The organism is Actinoplanes sp. NPDC051851, from assembly GCF_040681165.1.
In the GTDB taxonomy this organism is placed as follows: domain Bacteria; phylum Actinomycetota; class Actinomycetes; order Mycobacteriales; family Micromonosporaceae; genus Actinoplanes.
The window spans coordinates 91530-109590 of record NZ_JBFAYF010000035.1 but is presented as its reverse complement, the minus strand read 5'-3'; the positions used below and the strand labels follow the sequence as shown (position 1 = coordinate 109590).

Annotated in this window: 19 protein-coding genes; 10 read left to right on the top strand and 9 right to left on the bottom strand. The window is 68.1% G+C overall.

Translation table 11 applies throughout. The features are described 5' to 3' along the window. Nucleotides 1-45: 45 nt before the first annotated feature. Nucleotides 46-171: a hypothetical protein gene (locus tag AB0M08_RS29370; RefSeq protein WP_364499979.1), complete on the bottom strand. Its 126-nt coding sequence runs from the start codon at nt 169-171 to the stop codon at nt 46-48. Between the two features lie 51 nt (nt 172-222). Continuing rightward, nucleotides 223-405, bottom strand: coding sequence for a hypothetical protein (locus AB0M08_RS29365; RefSeq protein ID WP_364499976.1), 183 nt, complete (start codon nt 403-405; stop codon nt 223-225). 218 nt (nt 406-623) lie between these two features. On the opposite strand from AB0M08_RS29365, the gene AB0M08_RS29360 reads away from it, so the two are divergent. The 3 genes from AB0M08_RS29360 to AB0M08_RS29350 all read left to right on the top strand — a co-directional run bounded on the left by AB0M08_RS29360 (nt 624) and on the right by AB0M08_RS29350 (nt 2560). Then, nucleotides 624-1844, top strand: a complete 1221-nt coding sequence (locus AB0M08_RS29360; RefSeq protein WP_364499973.1) for a hypothetical protein — start codon at nt 624-626, stop codon at nt 1842-1844. A 301-nt stretch (nt 1845-2145) separates the two neighbouring features. Further along, on the top strand, nt 2146-2283 hold the full coding sequence (locus AB0M08_RS29355) for a hypothetical protein (protein ID WP_364499970.1): 138 nt from the start codon (nt 2146-2148) through the stop codon (nt 2281-2283). Between the two features lie 16 nt (nt 2284-2299). Next, the gene (locus tag AB0M08_RS29350; RefSeq protein ID WP_364499967.1) at nt 2300-2560 is read left to right on the top strand and encodes a hypothetical protein; all 261 of its coding nucleotides are present in this window, start codon (nt 2300-2302) and stop codon (nt 2558-2560) included. Nucleotides 2561-2837: 277 nt separating this feature from the next. On the opposite strand, the gene AB0M08_RS29345 is transcribed toward AB0M08_RS29350, so the two are convergent. Next, the gene (locus tag AB0M08_RS29345; RefSeq protein ID WP_364499964.1) at nt 2838-3818 is read right to left on the bottom strand and encodes an aldo/keto reductase; all 981 of its coding nucleotides are present in this window, start codon (nt 3816-3818) and stop codon (nt 2838-2840) included. A 63-nt stretch (nt 3819-3881) separates the two neighbouring features. Here AB0M08_RS29345 and AB0M08_RS29340 point away from each other — a divergent pair, with 63 nt between their 5' ends. Then, nucleotides 3882-4850, top strand: coding sequence for a winged helix-turn-helix domain-containing protein (locus AB0M08_RS29340; RefSeq protein WP_364499961.1), 969 nt, complete (start codon nt 3882-3884; stop codon nt 4848-4850). Nucleotides 4851-4979: 129 nt separating this feature from the next. Here AB0M08_RS29340 and AB0M08_RS29335 read toward each other — a convergent pair whose 3' ends face one another. Continuing rightward, complete coding sequence (locus AB0M08_RS29335) at nt 4980-6515, bottom strand: pectate lyase (RefSeq protein WP_364499958.1); 1536 nt, start codon at nt 6513-6515, stop codon at nt 4980-4982. Between the two features lie 352 nt (nt 6516-6867). On the opposite strand from AB0M08_RS29335, the gene AB0M08_RS29330 reads away from it, so the two are divergent. Continuing rightward, a complete protein-coding gene (locus tag AB0M08_RS29330) occupies nt 6868-8322 on the top strand; it encodes a protein adenylyltransferase SelO family protein (protein WP_364499956.1) in 1455 nt (484 codons plus the stop codon). On the opposite strand, the gene AB0M08_RS29325 is transcribed toward AB0M08_RS29330, so the two are convergent. After that, on the bottom strand, nt 8269-10518 hold the full coding sequence (locus AB0M08_RS29325) for a bifunctional diguanylate cyclase/phosphodiesterase (protein ID WP_364499953.1): 2250 nt from the start codon (nt 10516-10518) through the stop codon (nt 8269-8271). The genes AB0M08_RS29330 and AB0M08_RS29325 overlap by 54 nt on opposite strands. A 138-nt stretch (nt 10519-10656) precedes the next feature. On the opposite strand from AB0M08_RS29325, the gene AB0M08_RS29320 reads away from it, so the two are divergent. Next, nucleotides 10657-11361, top strand: coding sequence for a hypothetical protein (locus tag AB0M08_RS29320; RefSeq protein ID WP_364499950.1), 705 nt, complete (start codon nt 10657-10659; stop codon nt 11359-11361). 27 nt (nt 11362-11388) lie between these two features. After that, a complete protein-coding gene (locus AB0M08_RS29315; RefSeq protein ID WP_364499947.1) occupies nt 11389-11595 on the top strand; it encodes a hypothetical protein in 207 nt (68 codons plus the stop codon). Here AB0M08_RS29315 and AB0M08_RS29310 read toward each other — a convergent pair. Together AB0M08_RS29310 and AB0M08_RS29305 are read right to left on the bottom strand one after the other, a co-directional pair. Continuing rightward, nucleotides 11561-12307, bottom strand: coding sequence for an alpha/beta hydrolase (locus AB0M08_RS29310; RefSeq protein ID WP_364499945.1), 747 nt, complete (start codon nt 12305-12307; stop codon nt 11561-11563). The two genes, AB0M08_RS29315 and AB0M08_RS29310, sit on opposite strands and share 35 nt — an antisense overlap. Before the next feature lie 460 nt (nt 12308-12767). After that, on the bottom strand, nt 12768-12962 hold the full coding sequence (locus tag AB0M08_RS29305) for a ferredoxin (RefSeq protein ID WP_364499942.1): 195 nt from the start codon (nt 12960-12962) through the stop codon (nt 12768-12770). A gap of 137 nt (nt 12963-13099) precedes the next feature. Here AB0M08_RS29305 and AB0M08_RS29300 point away from each other — a divergent pair, with 137 nt between their 5' ends. Together AB0M08_RS29300 and AB0M08_RS29295 are read left to right on the top strand one after the other, a co-directional pair. Then, nucleotides 13100-14299 (top strand): cytochrome P450, encoded by a 1200-nt coding sequence (locus AB0M08_RS29300; protein ID WP_364499939.1) that lies wholly within the window; start codon nt 13100-13102, stop codon nt 14297-14299. A gap of 255 nt (nt 14300-14554) precedes the next feature. Beyond that, entirely contained in the window at nt 14555-15190 is a 636-nt protein-coding gene (locus tag AB0M08_RS29295; protein ID WP_364499937.1) for a helix-turn-helix domain-containing protein, read from the top strand. A 373-nt stretch (nt 15191-15563) separates the two neighbouring features. On the opposite strand, the gene AB0M08_RS29290 is transcribed toward AB0M08_RS29295, so the two are convergent. After that, nucleotides 15564-16505: a hypothetical protein gene (locus AB0M08_RS29290; RefSeq protein WP_364499934.1), complete on the bottom strand. Its 942-nt coding sequence runs from the start codon at nt 16503-16505 to the stop codon at nt 15564-15566. Between the two features lie 328 nt (nt 16506-16833). After that, nucleotides 16834-17886, bottom strand: a complete 1053-nt coding sequence (locus tag AB0M08_RS29285; protein WP_364499931.1) for an aldose epimerase family protein — start codon at nt 17884-17886, stop codon at nt 16834-16836. Here AB0M08_RS29285 and AB0M08_RS29280 point away from each other — a divergent pair. Continuing rightward, on the top strand, nt 17885-18049 hold the full coding sequence (locus tag AB0M08_RS29280) for a hypothetical protein (RefSeq protein WP_364499928.1): 165 nt from the start codon (nt 17885-17887) through the stop codon (nt 18047-18049). The two genes, AB0M08_RS29285 and AB0M08_RS29280, sit on opposite strands and share 2 nt — an antisense overlap. Nucleotides 18050-18061 lie beyond the last annotated feature (12 nt).

Below are 18061 nucleotides of genomic sequence, written 5' to 3'. Positions count from 1 at the left end.
AGCGACACGCGGCCACACCACATCCATCCGCGAGGGACAAAACGGTCACGCCGAAACGGACGGCGAGAGATCAAAACCCCCTGACGGATCGAGGTTGACGCCCTTCTCCACGGCGATGATCTGGTTAAGCTTCGGCACGGTGACCCCTTTCAGCGTCGGGAACCGTAGCACCCACGCTCCACACCGGCCGACCGATTTACCTCCCCATGGACGGGCGTGCGGTCAGGGAATCAGAATGGTCCGGCCGGCCAGACGTCCGGCGGCGGCCTCCTCGTGCACGGTCGCCAGTTCCGCGACCGGCCGCCGCCCGGCGACATCGATCCGCAGTCGCCCGTCGTTCGCCCGGGCCACCAGCCCGACGGTCTCCCCCGGCGTGGTCGACACCAGGTCGGAGCACCACGTCATACCCAGCCCCGGCCGCCATCTCGACCCGAACTCACAAACGCACGGATCTGCTTGATGACAGCACATCTGATTGAGGCGTTGGATCTAACAGATGCCCCGGTATGTTATAGCCGTAGGTCACGGAAGGCGAGCGGGCAGGGGATGGGAAGTTGAGCGATTCGAACGGACTTGCATTACTCAAAGAGCGTGCCGTGGCAGCTAATCTAGAATGTGAGGACGTGGAGGGTAGCAGGATTTCGCTTATCGGAATAAACATTCCAGTCCTTGGAGGCGGGTTCCGCAAAATCTACTCGGATGAACGGGCAGCCACACACTTCATAGAGGCGGATTTCCAGTCCTGGACATTCATTGGTGAATATTTAGCAGTTATGAATGCTGCTCAAGGGTTCGTAGAGATTCTTCTTTCACCAGGTCAGACGCGACAGTTCCCCGTTCGAATTCTAATGCGCATGGCCGGCAAGGAGTTATCGCATGAACAGCGTGGCCTTCCCCGACTGCCGGAAGACTTTAGCGTTCCGTTCGAATCGAAGTCTGAAGCAATGCCTAAATTCCGTTTAGGCCTCCCATCCTCGGCAATGGGCCTCGTGCGCACGAACCGGCGGGCGGACTTCTACCACGACTACATCCCCTCAGGGCTGAGTCTTTTCTTCGAGAAGCGCTTGATCGAGGGCATGGATGCCCGTTCAGCCGCCGCTCGATTTAAAGAGGTAACCGATTCGGTGCTTTTCGAAATGGATCTGAGGTTCAATCTGGCATTCGATATTTTAAGATTCCGCGACAATCAAGTGGCTGGTCCCGTGCGGCGCGTGGATTACTCAGCTAAGCCGAACGTGCCGGCCCTCAAGTACTCCCCGGAAGCAGCCGCTCTTTATCGTTACGCGAGGTCGTCGGGCACGATGCCTCTGCTCTCTTACCTCGCATTTTACCAGGTTCTGGAACATTTCTTCCCAGCCTACTACGAGCGAGCGATTATTACACGGCTTCAGCAGGCTACAATGGATCCCTTATTTGATCCGCACAATAAGTCTCATCTTTCGAAGTTGGTGCAGATTTCGGCCGGACGAGGAGCCGGTTCGGAAAGGGATCAGCTGAAGGCTACGCTTCGGTATTGCATTCCCGCTGATGAGGTGGAGGAATTCCTGCGTGAAAGCTCTGAGCGTGCCGCCTTCCTTGCAGACAAGAGTGCCCTTGCGGAGGTTCGGGCAATATCTCCGAGGGATGCGAATTATGCATTAACCGACCAGATCGCGGAAAGGGTGTATCAGATCCGCTGTCGAATTGTCCATAGCAAGGACGGTGGAACTGCCGCTAACGGTGCGCCAATGCTGCTCCCGTTTAGCACTGAGGCGAATAAGCTAGGCTACGATACTCAACTTATTAAATTCCTCGCACAAAAAGCCTTGATCGCAAGCGCCGATCGGGCGCCATGGACTACATAAAATCAGTAGATTGCGCATTCAGCGCGGGCGCGGATATTTGCGTGGGCGGTTAACATTTTTCTACCGGCGAGACACCTTCGACCGGAACCGGCGCCGCTTGAACGGGATGTGCACGCTGCTACGGGCTTCTTGGGCCTCGATCCGTCAGAGGGTTTGATCCTTACCTGACCGTTTCGGCTCACGGCCGTTTCATGATCGAAAGTGGCGGTGAGTGATGATGTCTGCGGTGGCGTGTCGGATATGGACGAAGCTCCGTTGAGTCCAGGTCTTCTCACGGATCTGGTTCAAACGGAGCTTCGTCGTGCCGCAGTCTGCCATCCTCATCGCCGATACGTCGCCCGTACCGCTGTCCGGGGACGTGTCGTTCACGCCTTCGTGTCACGGTCTGCTCGACGTGCTGCTCGCCGTCGGCGACGGCCGGTCCGATCAGGGGCCGTGATCATCCGGTCGCGGTCGTGCTCGCGCTGGTCGCGGCGGCCACGGTCGCCGGCCTGAAGGGTTACACCGCGATCAGCGGCTGGATCGACGACGTACCCGCCGAGATCCTCGACAGCCTGTACCAGCGAGTCGATGCCCGGCCGGCCGGACGACCGTCACGCTCGACGATCTGGCGGGTCTGCACCTTGCTCTGCTGTGGATATGGCGTAGACACCCATATCCTTGCAGGTCAGGTGCACCTTTCGTTTATCGTCCTCGATCAGTCAAATCCCGTCTGACTTGGGGAGGTCAATGGCGCGACAACGACTCGTCCGAGCATGAGGCTGCGGTAGCCGCGCTTCTAGCGGAATATGCCCATCTCGATCAGGAATCTTGAGCGCAAACAAACTTTCGGCAGAGGCTGGCATTCGCCTCGGATCGACCTCTCATGCCGCGAGTCGCGCGCTACCCAGCGTGACGGCGAGCCGGAGCCATCTGGCAGCGGATCTGCCATCAGAGTGCAATCGATCTCGTAGTCGATTACGTCTTCCACTGCTTTATATGTTCGGTCGACTTCTACCAGGCCCAGGCTTCCGGTGCGGGGCCGCCGTTGCCGATCGGCGGGAAGATCTCTTCGAGAGCCGCACGGGTGTCCTCGGTGAGCGGGTTGTGGAGGGCGGCGATCGGTAGGTCCAGTTGCTCCGGAGTGCGCGGTCCGAGGACCGGAGCGGTCACCTCGGGGCGGGACAGCAGCCAGGCGATGGCGACGGTGGTGGGTTCCTGTCCGAGATCGGCGCAGAGTCGCTCGTAGCGTTCGATGGCGGGCCGATGCGGCTCCACCCGTTCCGGCGCGTGGAGTACCGCGCGTCCCGGGATGCCGGCGCGTTGTTTGCGCAGGGCGCCGGAGAGCGCGCCGAAGTGCAGCGGCGAGTAGGGCAGGATGCCGATTCCCAGTTCGGCCGCTGCGGGCAGTACCTCCAGTTCGACATGCCGGGTGAGCAGGTTGTACTTGCACTGCTCGGAGACCAGGCCGAGGAAGTGACGACGATCCGCGGTGGCCTGGGCGCGGCTGAGGTGCCAACCGGCGAAGTTGGACGATCCGACGTAGCGGACCTTGCCCTGGGTCACCAGGGTCTCCATCGCCTGCCAGATCTCCTCCCAGGGGGTTCGGCGCTCGATGTGGTGCATCTGAAACAGGTCGATCCAGTCGCTACGAAGGCGGCGTAGCGATGCCTCGCAGGACGCGATGATGTGGCGGGCGGACAGGCCGCCGTCGTTGGGCCGCTCGGACATCGGGGCGTACACCTTGGTGGCCAGGACCACGTCGTCGCGGTGGCCGGACTTGTCGAACCAGGTGCCGATGAAGCGCTCGCTGAGTCCGTCGCCGGTCTCGCTGCCGTACATGTTCGCGGTGTCCACGAAGGTGAGGCCACCTTCGATCGCCCGATCGAGGATCGCATGACTCTGCTGCTCGTCGATCTGCCAGCCGAAGTTCATGGTGCCGACACAGAGTCTGCTCACGGTCAGGCCTGTCCGGCCCAGGCGGGTGTATTGCATGCCATGACGCTAGGAGGCATCCACTCCGTGGTGGGAATCGTTCGACTGTGCTCGAATGGCTCGGTGATCGAGTGGGAGTTCGGTGCCGCGGACCTCGCCGGGCTGCGGTTCGCGCACTCGCCGATGGCCGAGGTCGTGGCCAGCGTTTTCGCCCTGCGCGGCGGATCTGATACCTGGCTGCAGGCATCGTGGCGCGCCCGGACAGCACCGATGTTGCCGAACTGGCCGACGTTCGCGGCGGTGCTGACCGGCCCTCGCGGATACGCTCCGGACTTTCTCACCCCGCCGCCGCGTACCGGCCGGCCCACTCTGGCCCAGGAACTCGCCGCGGTAGCCGAGACACCGCTCGATCAGGTCGCGGAGCAGGTGCTTGCTCCTTGGACCGGGCACGACGCCCCGGCGGAGATCGACCGGTTCGCCAGCGACCCACGGTCCGCACTCGCCGCGCTGCTCGCGGAGATCCGCGCCTATTTCGCTGTCGCGATCCAGCCGCTCTGGCCGCGCCTACGCGGGACCGCCGATGCGGAGATCGCTACCCGTGCGCGAGCGGCGGCCGAGCACGGCGCCCGGATGTTCGTCGATGAGCTGCATCCGAAGCTGTGGTGGAACGGCACCGCGCTGCTGCTCCGCTACCCACACAAACAGGGGCAATGGAGCCTTGACGGGCACAACTTGACCCTGCTGCCGACCGGTTTCGCGGGCACCGAGATATACGCGATCCCGGACTCACTCACCGGCCGCACCCTCTGGTACGCACCGCGGGGTCACGGGAACATATGGACTCCCGGCCGGCTATCGGTCACCACCGCGCAATTGGCAGCGCTGCTCGGCCCGACCCGAGCCGCGGTTCTGGTCCTGCTGGCCGCCCCGCACAGCACCGGCGACGTCGCCGCCCGTCTCGGATTGGCTACCGGCACGGCATCACACCATTTGACGACCTTGCGTGACGCCGGGCTGGCAACCGCGGATCGCGCCGGCCGGCGACTGCTCTATCAGCGCACCCCGCTCGGCGACCGACTCACCGGCGGCTGATCGGCCGCCGGGCTGGAACCGAGTGCACTCATCCACCGCGGCATGCCGGGGTGACGTGCCGTTCGAGGAGATCGCGGAGGCCGGTCACCGGACGAAACCATCCGTTCGGTGACCGGCCGTGGGGGACGGTCAGGACGCGTACGTCTGGAACTCGGCCACCTTCGGCGTGCCGCTCGCGCCGGCGATCCGGAAGGTGACCTTCGTCAGCGACGTCGCGGTGAAGCTGATACTGCCCGCGCCGGTGCCCGAGGCCAGTACCGCGCCGGTGCCCGCGTTGAGCACCTGCCAGGAGCCGATCAGCCCGGTCGCGCCGGACGCCTCGACGATGGCGATCCGGGACACCGTCGTCGCGGCGTCCCACTTGATCGAGATGTCACCGGTGGTGCCGCTCGGCGACCAGTACGTGGTCAGGTCGCCGTCCTTGACGTTGCCGTAGCTGGTCCCGCTCGCCTTGCTCGACCCGTCCGCTCCGGCGCCGATGCTGAGGTTCGTGCCGCCGGTCGCCGTCGGGGACGGAGAAGCAGAGGCAGAGGTCGACACGGTGGGTGACGCCGACGCGGTGGGCGAGGTCGTGGTGACCGTGCAGCTGCCGTCGGACGTCTTCAGGCCGGTGTTCGCGCCCGCCGTCGCCGTCACGATCGACGGCACGCAGGCCGCGCTGTCCAGGGTGTACGCGTACGGGATGCTGACCGTCGTGTTCGAGACCGGGTCCGGGCCGGCCGGGTAGTTCTCGTCGCCGGTCGCCGACCACGTCACGTTGTCGTAGATGTTGCCGGAGACCTGCCAGTAGCCCAGCTCGTCGGTGTAGAACGTGCCCAGCACGTCCTTCGAGTCCTCGAAGTAGTTGTTGTCGACCTTGGCGTGCGCCCCGGCCCGCGAGTTGATCCCGGACTCGTTGAGGCTCACGTAGTAGTTGTCGTAGATGTGCGCGACGCCACCGCGCAGCAACGGCGTACGCGAGTCGATGTTCGAGTACAGGTTGTGGTGGAACGTGATGTACCCGTTCGACAGGTCGCTCTCGCTGGATCCGATCAGCCCGCCCCGGCCGGAGTTGCGCAGCGTGCTGTAGGAGAGCGTCACGTACTGCGTGTCGTCCTTCATGTCGAACAGTCCGTCGTAGCCGTCGTCCTCACCGCCCGAGGCGATCAGGTTCACGTGGTCCACCCAGACGTTGCGGACCGTGCTCTCCATCCCGATCGCGTCGCCGCCGTTCGAGGTCGGCGAGCCGGACTTCTTGACGTTCTGCACGGTCACGTTCTGGATGATGATGTTGCTGGAGTCCCGGATGTGGATGCCCAGCTGATCGAAGACGGCCCCGCTCCCGACCCCGATGATCGTGACGTTGCTGATCTCCTTCAGCTCGATCTTGTCGGCTGCGGTGTTGCAGCTGTCGCCGGAGACCTTGGTCGTGTTGCCGTGGTTGATGGTCCCCTCGACCTCGATGGTGATCGGGGTGTCGCTGGCGGCCCGGTTGCAGAGCGCCGTGTGGATCTCGGTGCCGGTGGTGGCCCGGACGGTCGTCCCGCCGTTGCCACCGGTCGTCCCGCCGTTGCTGCTCGCGAATCCGGTCGCCGTCCCGACCGCGGCCGCTTCGGCCCGGGTCAGCGGCAGCACGAGCGCGACGGCCGCAGCCGTCACCGCTATGCCGGCGATTGTCCTTTTCATCCTTGCCTCACTCCTCGAACACGTGGGGATGCGCGCCATGGGGGATGGCGTCGAGGTGCAGGAAAGCGCTTTCCCCGTCGACCATAGAGCTCTCTCGATTAACTCGCAAGAAACAAAAACCCCTCCTCCGGTACGCCCACCGCCCGCCCTGACCGATTCCGCCCCGCCCCTCGACGCGCCGCCCAGGGTCCGCCGAGCCCACCCGCCGCCCACCCTCGACGGGCCTTTCCCGCACCGACCCGCCGACCCGGATCCGGCAACCCCCGCGACCGAACCCGGCAACCCCGGCGGCCCCATCCGGCAACCCCGGTGGCCCCATCCGGCAACCACCACGGCCGGATATCGTCGAACGATGACCGGCGCTCCGCAGCTCGACCACCGCTTCGCCCGCGACCTCCCCGAGCTCGCCGTCGCCTGGCGCGCCGCACCCACCCCGGCGCCCCGCATCCTCGCCCTCGACGAGGCACTCGCCGCCGAGCTCGGCCTGGACCCCGCCTGGCTGCGCACCCCCGACGGCCTCGGCCTGCTCACCGGCACCATCCCACCGGAGGGATCACAACCGGTCGCCCAGGCCTACGCCGGCCACCAGTTCGGCGGCTACTCACCTCGGCTCGGCGACGGCCGCGCCCTGCTGATGGGCGAGTTCACCACCACCAACGACGGCGCGTTCACCACCACCGACGACGGCGGGTTCATCGACGACGGCGGGTTCGCCACCAGGGGCGGCGGGCGCGATCTCCACCTGAAGGGCTCCGGGCGCACCCCGTTCGCCCGCGGCGGGGACGGGCTCGCCGCCGTCGGCCCGATGCTGCGGGAGTACATCGTCAGCCGCGCCATGCACGCCCTCGGCATCCCGACGACCCGCGCACTCGCCGTGGTGGCGACCGGCGGCACCGTCTACCGCGAGACCCCGCTGCCCGGCGCCGTCCTGGCCCGGGTCGCCGCCAGTCACCTGCGCGTCGGCACCTTCCAGTACGCCCGGGCCACCGACGACCCGGACCTGCTCCGCCGCCTCGCCGACCACGCGATCGCCCGCCACTACCCGGAGGTCGCCGGTTCGGACCGCCCGTACCTGGACTTCTACCGGGCCGTCGTGGCACGCCAGGCCGACCTGATCGCCCGCTGGATGCTGACCGGCTTCGTGCACGGCGTGATGAACACCGACAACATGACGATCTCCGGCGAGACCATCGACTACGGCCCGTGCGCGTTCCTCGACGTCTTCGACCCGGCGACGGTGTTCAGCTCGATCGACGAGGGCGGCCGGTACGCGTACCGCAATCAGCCCGCCATCGCCCAGTGGAACCTGGCCCGCCTCGCCGAGGCCCTGCTCCCGCTCCTCGCGACGGAGCAGTCGAAAGCGGTCACCCTCGCCACCGACGCCCTGGCGGAGTTCGCCGGCATCTACGAGACCACCTGGCACACCGGCCTGCTGGCCAAGATCGGACTGACACCCGAGACGGAGGAGCCGAAGATCGCTTTCGAGCTCCTCGAACTCATGCATCAGGAAAAGTCAGACTTCACCTCCTTCTTCAGGAGATTGCCGGATCTATCCGACGAGCCTTTCACTCCCTGGCTCCAGCGCTGGCGAGCCCTAGGCCCCGACATATCACTCATGAACCGGACAAATCCGATTTACATCCCGAGAAACCACCTCGTCGAGGAGGCCCTCGCCGACCCCGGCACCCACCTCGACACGCTCGTCGAGACCATCAGCTCCCCGTTCCAGGAGAAGGACGGGAGAACCCGTTACTCAGAAGCCGCGCCGCCCGGCAGCGGGATCTACCGAACCTTCTGCGGCACCTGACATCACGTGCTTGACCAGATCCCCCGGCGGCAGCGGCTTCGCGTACAGGTACCCCTGCCCGGTCACACACCCCAGTCCCCGCAGCTCATCGGCCTGCTCCGGGGTCTCGATCCCCTCGGCGATGGTCCGCAGGTGCAGCGCGTTCGCCAGGTGGATGATCGCCGTGGTGACCGCCGCCCCCTCCGGGCTCCCGTCCAGCTCCGCCACGAAACTCCGGTCGATCTTCAGGATGTCGACCGGTAGCCGGGTCAGGTACTGCAGTGACGAGTACCCGGTCCCGAAGTCGTCCACCGCGATCCGGATTCCGTGCGTACGGAAGGAATGCAGTGCCTTGATCCCGCTGGTGTCATCCACCAGCGCCGACTCGGTGATCTCCAGGACCAGCCGCCGCGCCGGTATCCCGGTCCGCTCCAGCACCGCCAGCACATCGTGCACGATCGTCGGTTCACGCAGCTGCCGCGGCGACAGGTTCACGCTGATGTAGAGGTTCTCCGGCAGCACGCCCAGCTGCGCCAGCGCCCGTTCCAGCACCCACAGCCCGATCGGGATGATCGTCCCGCTGCGCTCCGCGACCGGGATGAACTCGTCGGGCCGGATCGGCCCGCGCACGCCGTGCTCCCACCGCAGCAGCGCCTCCGCGCCGAGCACCGCCCCGTCGGCCGTGTCCACGATCGGCTGGAAGACCAGGCGCATCTCGTTGCGCTCCAGCGCGTGCTCCAGGTCCTCGGCGAGGGCCGCGTCGACGGCCCGCCGGTCGACCATGCCGGGCTGGTAGAGCGTGAACCCATGGCTGCCGGCCCGTTTGCTCTGGTACATCGCCACGTCGGCCCGCCGCAGCAGCGCCTTGTCGTCGAGCCCGGTCTCGTACCGGGCACCGCCGACGCTGGCCCGGAGCGGGATCTGGTCGTCGTCGACGGTGACCGGGTGGGCGGCCATGTTGGCGAGCAGCCGTTTGCCGATCGACGCGGCCTGCTCGTCCTCGGTGATGTCGTTGATCAGGACGGCGAACTCGTCCCCGCCGATCCGGGCGATCGTGCTCTTGCCCCGGACGCCGCCGCGCAGCTGATGCGCCACGTGGATCAGGAACGCGTCGCCGGCGGCGTGCCCGTACGCGTCGTTGACCAGCTTGAACCCGTCCAGGTCGATGAGCAGCACCGCCGGGCTCTCGCCGCGTTTCAGCGCCCGGTCCAGCGCGTCGTCGAGCCCGGCCCGGTTCGCCAGCCCGGTCAGCGAGTCGGTGATCAGCAGCTCCCGGCTGTCCCGCAGCGACATCATCTGCCGGGCGGCGGCCGCACAGGTCATCCCGATCAGCCCGCAGACGAGTCCGCCCCAGGGCAGGAACTGGCCCTCCAGCAGGGTGACCGCGAGCATCAGCACGCCACCGGCGACCATCGCGCCCAGCGGCAGGTACGTCGACCAGGCCGGCGCCTTGTCGGTGCGCGCCTGGTGCGCGCGATCGTGTGTCCAGGAGAGCGCCAGCAGCGCCGCGGCGGTGAGCAGCAGGCACGCGCCGACCACGATCGTCCCGGCGATCATGTTGCCGCCGTGCAGCCCGGTCGCCGCCGTCCGGGTCATGTACAGGTCGCCGACCGCGTACGTGCCCAGGCCCAGGGTGAAGAGGGTGACCGGCACGGCGAACCGGGTGACCGCCCCGCGCAGCATCACCGCCGCGACCGCGGTGAGCAGGAGCAGGTCGCCGAGTGGCCAGCCGATGGTGCCGATCCAGAGCAGGCCGGGGTCACCCTCGGAGAGGACGGGCCCCAGCGCCACGTACCAGATGACCATGAAGCCGGCCGCGAGCATCGTGACCACCTCGGCGATCAGGGCCGATCTGGCACGTCCGCTGAACTGCACCAGCCCCACGGCGAGCCCGCCGACCGCCAGCAGCAGGTACATCACCAACCGGGTGAGCAGGAGCGCGGCCAGCCAGGCGGTACTGCCGGTCGCGGCCGCGACCCCGTACAGCATGAAGGAGACCGCGTCGACGACCCGGCCGAGGGCGATCAGCCGTCCCGCCGTCCGGGTCACGCCCGGCAGCCGGGACGCCCACCAGCCGCACCCCGCGCCGATCAGGTCCAGCACGATGACCGTGCACAGCGTGATCCCGGGGCGGGCCCCCGGGTTCACGAACCCCACGATCTGCCCGGCCATGCTCAGGACGGTCAGGACCACGAGGACCGCCGGACCGGTCGACATCCCGCTCTGCTTACTCTGCGGCACGTCCTCTTTTTCGGCCATTTCACTCACTAGTTGAGACGGTCCGCCCGAATTCATCCCTTTTACTGAATGCCATGCATATTGATCTTCACACCCGTATGTTGATTGACTTGCAGCGTGGCACAGGAACAAAGCCCGCCCGGGGACGTCATCGCCGCCGCGGGTGCATGGCTGGGAACGGCGCTCAAATCCTCCGGCTTCCGCTGGGTACCGGGACAACTGCGGCTGGAGAGGCGGCCCGGCAAGCTGATCCACCAGGTTCACTTCCAGCCCAACCGCCACAACAAGCCCGGCGAGCTGGTCAAGGTCGGCACCATCCTCAACGTCCGCGACGAGGAGCTGCGCCGGTGGCGGCGGATCAACGCCGACCGCATCCTCGGCCAGGGCGACCTCTTCTGCGCCCACCTGCTCGGCTACGCCTCGGGACGGCACCGCGGCCACGTGTACGGCGAGGCGGCCGACGGCGACATCGACCTGACCGATCCGGCAACCCGGGCCGAGCGGCTGGAGTCCTTCGCCGCCGTCTTCCGCGGCGCGGTGGTGCCCTGGTTCGACGAGGCCAGCTCCCCCGACCTGATCGTCAACTCCCGGGCCGGCGACTACACCAACCGCCCCAGCGCCCTGGTCGAGTGGCTGGCGAGCCGGCACCGCCCGGACCTGATCGAGGCCTACGTCTACCGCTACCTGAGCCGAATACCCGACGCCCAGCCCCGCTACGAGGCGGGATGGGCGAAAGCAGCCGCCGGGGTCCCGTCCTTCGGCCTCCGCTCCGGCGACATGGCCGAGGAGCTCGGCTGGTCCGTCGGAAAGGTATCGATTTAACCGACAAATCAGGCCTAGGCTTGGAAGATGGCTACTCACGCGGATACCTGGAGCGGGACCATCGTGCAGAAGTCCCGCGCACTGCTCGACGGCTCGAACCTCTACCGCCGCCTCACGGTCGCCCTCGATGACGGATCCGAGCTCGACGTCAAGCTCGACCGCGATCTCTGGCAGCAGGTCGAGGTCGGCGATCGCCTGGTCAAGCCGCCCGGTGGGAGCCCACAGCACGCCTGACCCCGCCGCGCCGCCCGAGCTCCGCGTCGTCCAGTTCGACCCCGGAGCCGGTCCGCGCCGCGCGGACCACCGCCCCGATCAGGTAGGCACACAGCGCGGGCGCCTCCGCCGGCACCTGATGCCCGGCCTCCACCGCCTCGATCAGCGGCGCGCCCCACTCCTCGGCGAGCTGGCGCTGACTCACGTACCACAGGTCATGAACGGACGGATGCGGCACCGTCCGCTCCGCCGGCCACCACCCGTGCCGCCGCGTCACCACCACCGCCGGCACGTCCGGAGCGCTCGCCTCCATCAGCTCGACCTGCCCCCGCGCCACGTCGAAAGCGGTCGCCCCGGGCAGATCCCCGTCGATCGGCGCGTCGTTCCCGTCCGACTCGTAGTCCAGGTAGAACTGCGCCAGCGACCCGTCGATCTGCACCAGGCCGGCCACCCGCTCCGGATACCGATCGGCGAACATCCGCATGATGCTCCCCCCGATCGAATGCGCCGCCAGCACCACCGGCTCCCGCACCCCGCGCGCGTCGAGCACGGCCGCCAGCTCCGCCGCGAACGCACTGTAGGGCAGCGCCGGATTCGGCTCCGGCCGCGGCGGCTCCGCCCCGGTCCCCGGCCGGTCATAGGTGATCACATCCACCCCGTCCAGCAGCTTCACCACCGGCGCCCACACCGCGCCCCCACACCCCAACTGCGCTATCAACACCACCGATCCCATCCCCGGACGATATCGAGATCGGTCAACCCCAAAAATCAAAGTCCGCATGTCGCGGCGGGGTGGGGTGTACCGACCGTCGCTCCCGCCGAGGGCCCCTGCGGGTCCCGCTGGCCGCTGGCGCGTCCAGGACGCGAGACCCTCCGGTGCGACGTGCGTGAGCGGTTGCGCCCCTTCCCTCCCCGTACCCTCAGCCCGTCGTCTTCTGGGGACGCAGCGACGGCAACAGGCCGCGGCACTTCTCCTCGGCCGCCTTGAACGTCGCCGACAGCCGATCGATCCCCGCGTCGCTGAGGCTGACGCTCCCGTCCTGCTTCGGATCCGGGAAAACGTCCCGGCCACCGCCGTGAAGCGCCGCATCGTCTCGGACCGGCTCCCCCGCGCCCCGCTCCGCACGACCGGCCCGCACCCGGTCCCGCTGTCGCGATCAGTCCCGCTGTCGCGATCAGTCCCGCTGTCGCGATCAGTCCCGGACAGCGATGGCCGCCGCGGGACAGACCGCACCGGCGTCGCGGGCCGCGGTCTGGTGCTCCGGGGGCGGCGTCTCCTCCAGCAGCTCGACCACGCCGTCCTCGTCGCGCTGATCGAACACATCCGGGGCGGTGAGAACACACTGACCCGCCCCGATGCACTTCTCCTGGTCAACCGAGATCTTCACTGGGGACCTCCCGACACCCGGGACGCCTTCACGGGAACCCGGCGTCCGAAATGATCAACTTCGCAGCATTGATTCCTCGTCGTCCGCCTCGTACCGTATCAAGTAATCAGGCGATTGTCTTACTACGAGGTGATGTGATGACCGACCAGGAGACCGTTCTGACCTACCCGTTCCAGCCGCCGACGGCCGTGGACCCGCCGGCGGAGTGGGCCGAGCTGCGCGAGAAGTGCCCGGTCGCGCACGTCCGCACCGAACACGGCGGCGACGCGCTGCTGCTCACCCGCTACGACGACGTCCGTACGCTGCTCTCCGACCCCCGGTTCACCCGCGCCCTGGCCGACGACGGCGGGACCGGCGCCGGCGCCGCCAGCGCCATGGGCGGCGCGCCCTCGTTCATGGTCGACAATGCCGAGCACATGCGCTGGCGCCGCCTGCTGAGCAGGTCGTTCACCGCCAAGCGGATGTCCGCCCTGCAGCCCCGGATCACCGAGATCGCCGACCAGCTGATCGACGACATGATCGAGCACGGCGCTCCCGCCGACCTGCGAACCGCCCTCGGCTTCCCGCTCCCGGTCTACGTGATCTGTGACCTGCTCGGTGTGCCCGCCGCCGACCGCGAGAAGTTCGCCTACTGGTCCGACCACTTCCTGAGCCTGACCCGTTTCAGCCAGCAGGAGGTTCAGGAGTCCGCCGCCGAGATGTGGCAGTACATGGTCGGCCACGTACGCGCGAAACGCGACGCCCCCGGCGACGACCTGCTCTCCGAACTGGTGACGGTGGTCGACACGGAGGACGGCCGCCTCTCCGAGACCGAGCTGGTCTTCACCGGCCAGGCCCTCCTGGTCGCCGGCCACGAGACCACCGCCAACATGATCGGCAAGATGGCCGCCATGCTGCTCGCCGACCGTTCCCGCTGGGAGCAGCTGCTCGCCGACCCGTCCCTGGTCCGCACCGCCGTCGAGGAGGTCCTCCGCTTCGACGCGAACCTCGGCTTCGGCATGCACCGCCAGATCACCGAACGCATCGAGATCGCCGGCACGGCCATCTCCCCCGGCACCACGGTCCTCTCCGCCATGCCCTCCGCCAACCGCGACGAGCGCGTCTTCTCCTGCCCCGCCGAGATGGACCTGACCCGCTCCCCCAACCCGCACCTCACCTTCGGCGCCGGCCCCCACTCCTGCCTCGGCCAGTCCCTGGCCCGCATCGAACTGCAGACGGTCCTCACCGTCCTGCTCACCCGCCTCCCGACCCTGGCCCTCGCCGTCGACGTCCCGGCGCTGCGCCGCCGCGAAGGCCTCCTGGTGGGCGGCTTGGAGGAGGTCCCGGTCCGCTGGTAACCACACCCCAGCCCCGCCGCCGGGGCCCGAACTCCACACACGAGCGGCGCTCACGGGCCAATCGGAGCGCCCGAGACACCCCGCACCACCAGCCCACCACCACGAGACACCCCAGAGGACCAGCCCACCACCACGAGACACCCAGAGGACCAGCCGACGTCGGGACGCCCGGCGGCGTTCACGCGAGCGGGCCGAACGAGGACTTCCCGCCGGTGGTGACCACTGGGAGGTGGATGGTTGGTGACAATGGACGGCATGGGAGATCGCCGCCGGGAGCGGGCCGAGCTGACTCGGGCGCTGTTGCTCCGGACCGCGGAGCGCCTGTACGCCGAACGTGGGCTCGCCGACGTCTCCCTCCGGCAGATCGTGGAGGCCGCCGGCGTCGGCAACAACTCGGCCCTGACATACCACGTCGGCGACCGCACCGATCTGATCCGGGCGATCGCCGACTCCCACGCCGCCGACGTAGGACGCCGCTTGAAGGAGCTGGCCGAGACTGCTCGGGGCGCCACCGATCCGCGTACCCATGTGGCGACGTTGATCCTCCCGTACGTCCAGCATCTCGCCTCTCTGGGAAGCCCCTGCTGGGGCGCTCGTTTCAGCGCTCAGATCACCGCCGACCCGGTCTTCGGCGACATGGTGGACGATCATCCGGCGCTCTCCGCCGCCCTCGAGGAGGCCAGCGCGACCGTATGGGCCTACGCCCCCGATCTCCCGAACCGCGTCCGTGAGCTGCGCACCCGGATGGTCCGCCTCACCGTCATCCACACCTGCGCCGACGAGGAAGCCGCCGCCGCGCGCACCGGTCAGGCCCCGGACTGGTCCACGATCGGCGCCGCCCTGGTGGACGCGGTGACCGGTCTCGTCCTCGCTCCCCCGGCTTCGTCCTAGCCTCTGCCGAAGTCCGGCCGGGGCGCGAGGTACCGCCAGGCACGAGCTACCACCAAGCACGAGCTACCACCAAGCACGAGCTACCACCAAGCACGAGCTACCACCAAGCGCGAACTACCACCAAGCGCGAACTACCACCAAGCGCGAACTACCACCAAGCGCGAGGTACCGCCAAGCGCGAGACACAAGCCCGGCGCCCGGCGCAGCCGGGAGTGTGCTGCCCAAGCCGGACTTCGACGCGGCGGTCCTGGCGCCGTCCACACCGGAAATCGCAGGTTGACTCTGCCCCTGGGACAACGTCCAGACTCGTCGCATGGCCACCCGGGCGCCCGGGCCGCAGGGGGCCACCGGAGGCGCGCTGCCTTCGGGTGGGTCAGGACGATCGGAAGTCGGTGAGGTCGGTGCAGAACGCGATGGTGGCGTCGTCGGAGGGGTGCGCCCGATCGGCCTCGGCCCGGCGGACGCGACGAAGGAGTTCATCGGGACCACTGGAGGCGAGCAGAGCGAGAGCTCCGGCCCAGTCCGCGAGATGGAAAGTGTCGACCAGGCGGCTCGCCCCGTTGCTGAGCAGTGCGGCACTGTTCACGCCCGCGAGCGGGCGGGAACCGGTGACTGCCTCCTCCGCCGCATACGGGTCGTCCTTGGCCAGCCAGAATCCGCCCGGCTGGTTGCGATGGGAACGCAGTTCACGCAGGAGGTGGTGATATTCAGGGCTCTCGGCGGCGACGTCCTTCAGACGGGACTCGTAGGCACGGCTGATGACCGGCTCGCGCGGATCGGTGACGACCAGCTGAGGCACATGCGGATCGGTGACGAGCAGCTGCTGAGACACGTGCGGCGGCGCGGACGGTGCGCCGCTCACGACCAGCGTGGCGTCGCCGAGGACGAGGTAGTCGACGGTGGACGCGGTGACGCGGAGGAGTGCGACGGCGGCCGACGGGCTGATGGGATCGGCGACGTCGCAGGTCCCACGGTGCTCCGCGGTGACGCGGGCGATGGCCTCGGCGAGCACGGCTACGAGAGCACGATCGGGGCCGAGCGCCAGGAGTTCGAGGAGGGAGGAACCGAGGCGACTGGCGTACCAGGCGACGCCGTGATGACAGACCGACTCCATGCCGGGGATGTCGGCGCCGTCGATCAGCACAGCGGCGACGGGAAGGGAGGCTGCGGGAAGAGCTGCGGTAGGACTGGCGGCGGTGGAACTGGCGGCGGTGGAACGGACTGCGGCGGGAAGGGTTGCGGCGGGAAGGGCGGCGACGAAGTCCTCATTGGCCCGGCCGGGGTGCCCGGCGAGGCTTGCCATGGCAACGCGCATGGCGAGCATTGTCACCGGAGAACGGCGCCGGGTGTCCCGTTGATGGCGGGCGGACACGTGAGCCGCTGCCGCGCGTCGGGGAACTCGCGCTCCGCGATACTGCGGGCGCCGCGGTGGAGAACGGGTGATGCCACCTACGGGCTTCCGGGGATCGGCTGGACCGCCCGGGTGGCCCAGGCGGTCATCAGCGTTCTGGCGCTGGTGGCGCTGGTGATGGTGTGGCGTTCACGGCCGTCGGTGACTCGCGGGCGCGGGCCCGGCGACACGAAAGGGCCGCCGGGGAGTCGCGGGCGTGGGCCCGGCGGCGCGGAGAGGCCGTCGGGCGAGGTCAGGCCGTGGTGAAGGTGTGTGTCGTGGTGGAGGTGTAGAACTCGCCCGGGCGGAGGACCGTGGACGGGAAGGACGGGTGGTTGGGGCTGTCGGGGAAGTGCTGGGTCTCCAGGGCGAACGCGTCGCCCTGGCGGTACTGGGAGCCGGTGGAGCCGCGGAGGCCGCCGTTCAGGAAGTTGCCGGAGTAGAACTGGAGGCCGGGCTCGGTGGTCTCGATGGTCATCACGCGGCCGGAGTGCGGGTCCTGGACGATGGCCGCGGGACCGGAATCGGTCAGGACGAAGTTGTGGTCGTAACCGCGGCCGGCGGTCAGTTGCGGGTGGTCGGCGCGCAGGCGGGAGCCGATGGGTCGGGGCGTGCGGAAGTCGAACGGGGTGTCGTCGACCGGGGCCAACTCGCCGGTGGGGATCAGGGTGGCGTCGATCGGGGTGTAATGGTCCGCGTTGATCTGGAGGAGGTGGTTCTCGATGGTGCCGGAGTTCTCGCCGGCGAGGTTCCAGTAGGTGTGGTTGGTCAGGGCCACGACCGTGGGGCGGTCGGTGGTGGCCTCGTAGTCGAAACGGAGGCGGTTGTCGTCGTCGAGCGTGAAGGTCACGGCGGCCTGGAGAGTGCCGGGGAAACCCTGCTCGCCGTCGGGTGAGGTGTAGTACATCCGGACGCCGCCGGAGACGCCGACGGCCTGCCAGATGCGCTGGTCGAAGCCCTGTGCGCCGCCGTGCAGGGTGGTCTGGCCCTCGTTCTGGGCGAGCTTGTACGTCTCGCCGTCCAGAGTGAAGGCTCCGGCGGCGATGCGGTTGGCGTAGCGGCCGATCGTGGAGCCGAAGAACGGGTTGCCGGCGAGGTAGGCGGGAGACGTGTAGCCGTCCAGGTCCGCGAAGCCGAGGGCCACCTCGGCCAGGGTGCCGTCGCGGTCCGGGACCAGGACGGACTGGACGGTGGCGCCCCAGGAGAGGATGGAGACCGACAGGCCGTTCCGGTTGGTCAGCGTCCACTTCTCGATGGGGGTGCCGTCGGGCGCGGTACCGAACGGGCTGCTGTCGATGCTCGTCATGACCCGCATCGTTCCAGACCGCCGGGCGGCGAGGCGAGGGTGGATCTCGTTCCTCCAGCGGGGCGGCGCCCGGGTGATCGAGAACGGTCGCTACCACCTGGATCTGCGGCACCCGGCCCTGATCCTCGCCGCATCATCTCCGGCATCACCGGCGGCGCCGTGAAGTGACCTCCCC

What these genes read in the sequence shown, in the direction of transcription:
- AB0M08_RS29295 (WP_364499937.1), top strand. Translation starts at nt 14,555, where the DNA reads ATGGGAGATCGCCGCCGGGAGCGGGCCGAGCTGACTCGGGCGCTGTTG.
- AB0M08_RS29285 (WP_364499931.1), bottom strand. Translation starts at nt 17,886, where the DNA reads ATGACGAGCATCGACAGCAGCCCGTTCGGTACCGCGCCCGACGGCACC.
- AB0M08_RS29325 (WP_364499953.1), bottom strand. Translation starts at nt 10,518, where the DNA reads ATGTCGACCGGTCCGGCGGTCCTCGTGGTCCTGACCGTCCTGAGCATG.
- AB0M08_RS29300 (WP_364499939.1), top strand. Translation starts at nt 13,100, where the DNA reads ATGACCGACCAGGAGACCGTTCTGACCTACCCGTTCCAGCCGCCGACG.
- AB0M08_RS29315 (WP_364499947.1), top strand. Translation starts at nt 11,389, where the DNA reads ATGGCTACTCACGCGGATACCTGGAGCGGGACCATCGTGCAGAAGTCC.
- AB0M08_RS29310 (WP_364499945.1), bottom strand. Translation starts at nt 12,307, where the DNA reads ATGGGATCGGTGGTGTTGATAGCGCAGTTGGGGTGTGGGGGCGCGGTG.
- AB0M08_RS29280 (WP_364499928.1), top strand. Translation starts at nt 17,885, where the DNA reads ATGACCCGCATCGTTCCAGACCGCCGGGCGGCGAGGCGAGGGTGGATC.
- AB0M08_RS29365 (WP_364499976.1), bottom strand. Translation starts at nt 405, where the DNA reads ATGACGTGGTGCTCCGACCTGGTGTCGACCACGCCGGGGGAGACCGTC.
- AB0M08_RS29345 (WP_364499964.1), bottom strand. Translation starts at nt 3,818, where the DNA reads ATGCAATACACCCGCCTGGGCCGGACAGGCCTGACCGTGAGCAGACTC.
- AB0M08_RS29330 (WP_364499956.1), top strand. Translation starts at nt 6,868, where the DNA reads ATGACCGGCGCTCCGCAGCTCGACCACCGCTTCGCCCGCGACCTCCCC.
- AB0M08_RS29290 (WP_364499934.1), bottom strand. Translation starts at nt 16,505, where the DNA reads ATGCGCGTTGCCATGGCAAGCCTCGCCGGGCACCCCGGCCGGGCCAAT.
- AB0M08_RS29335 (WP_364499958.1), bottom strand. Translation starts at nt 6,515, where the DNA reads ATGAAAAGGACAATCGCCGGCATAGCGGTGACGGCTGCGGCCGTCGCG.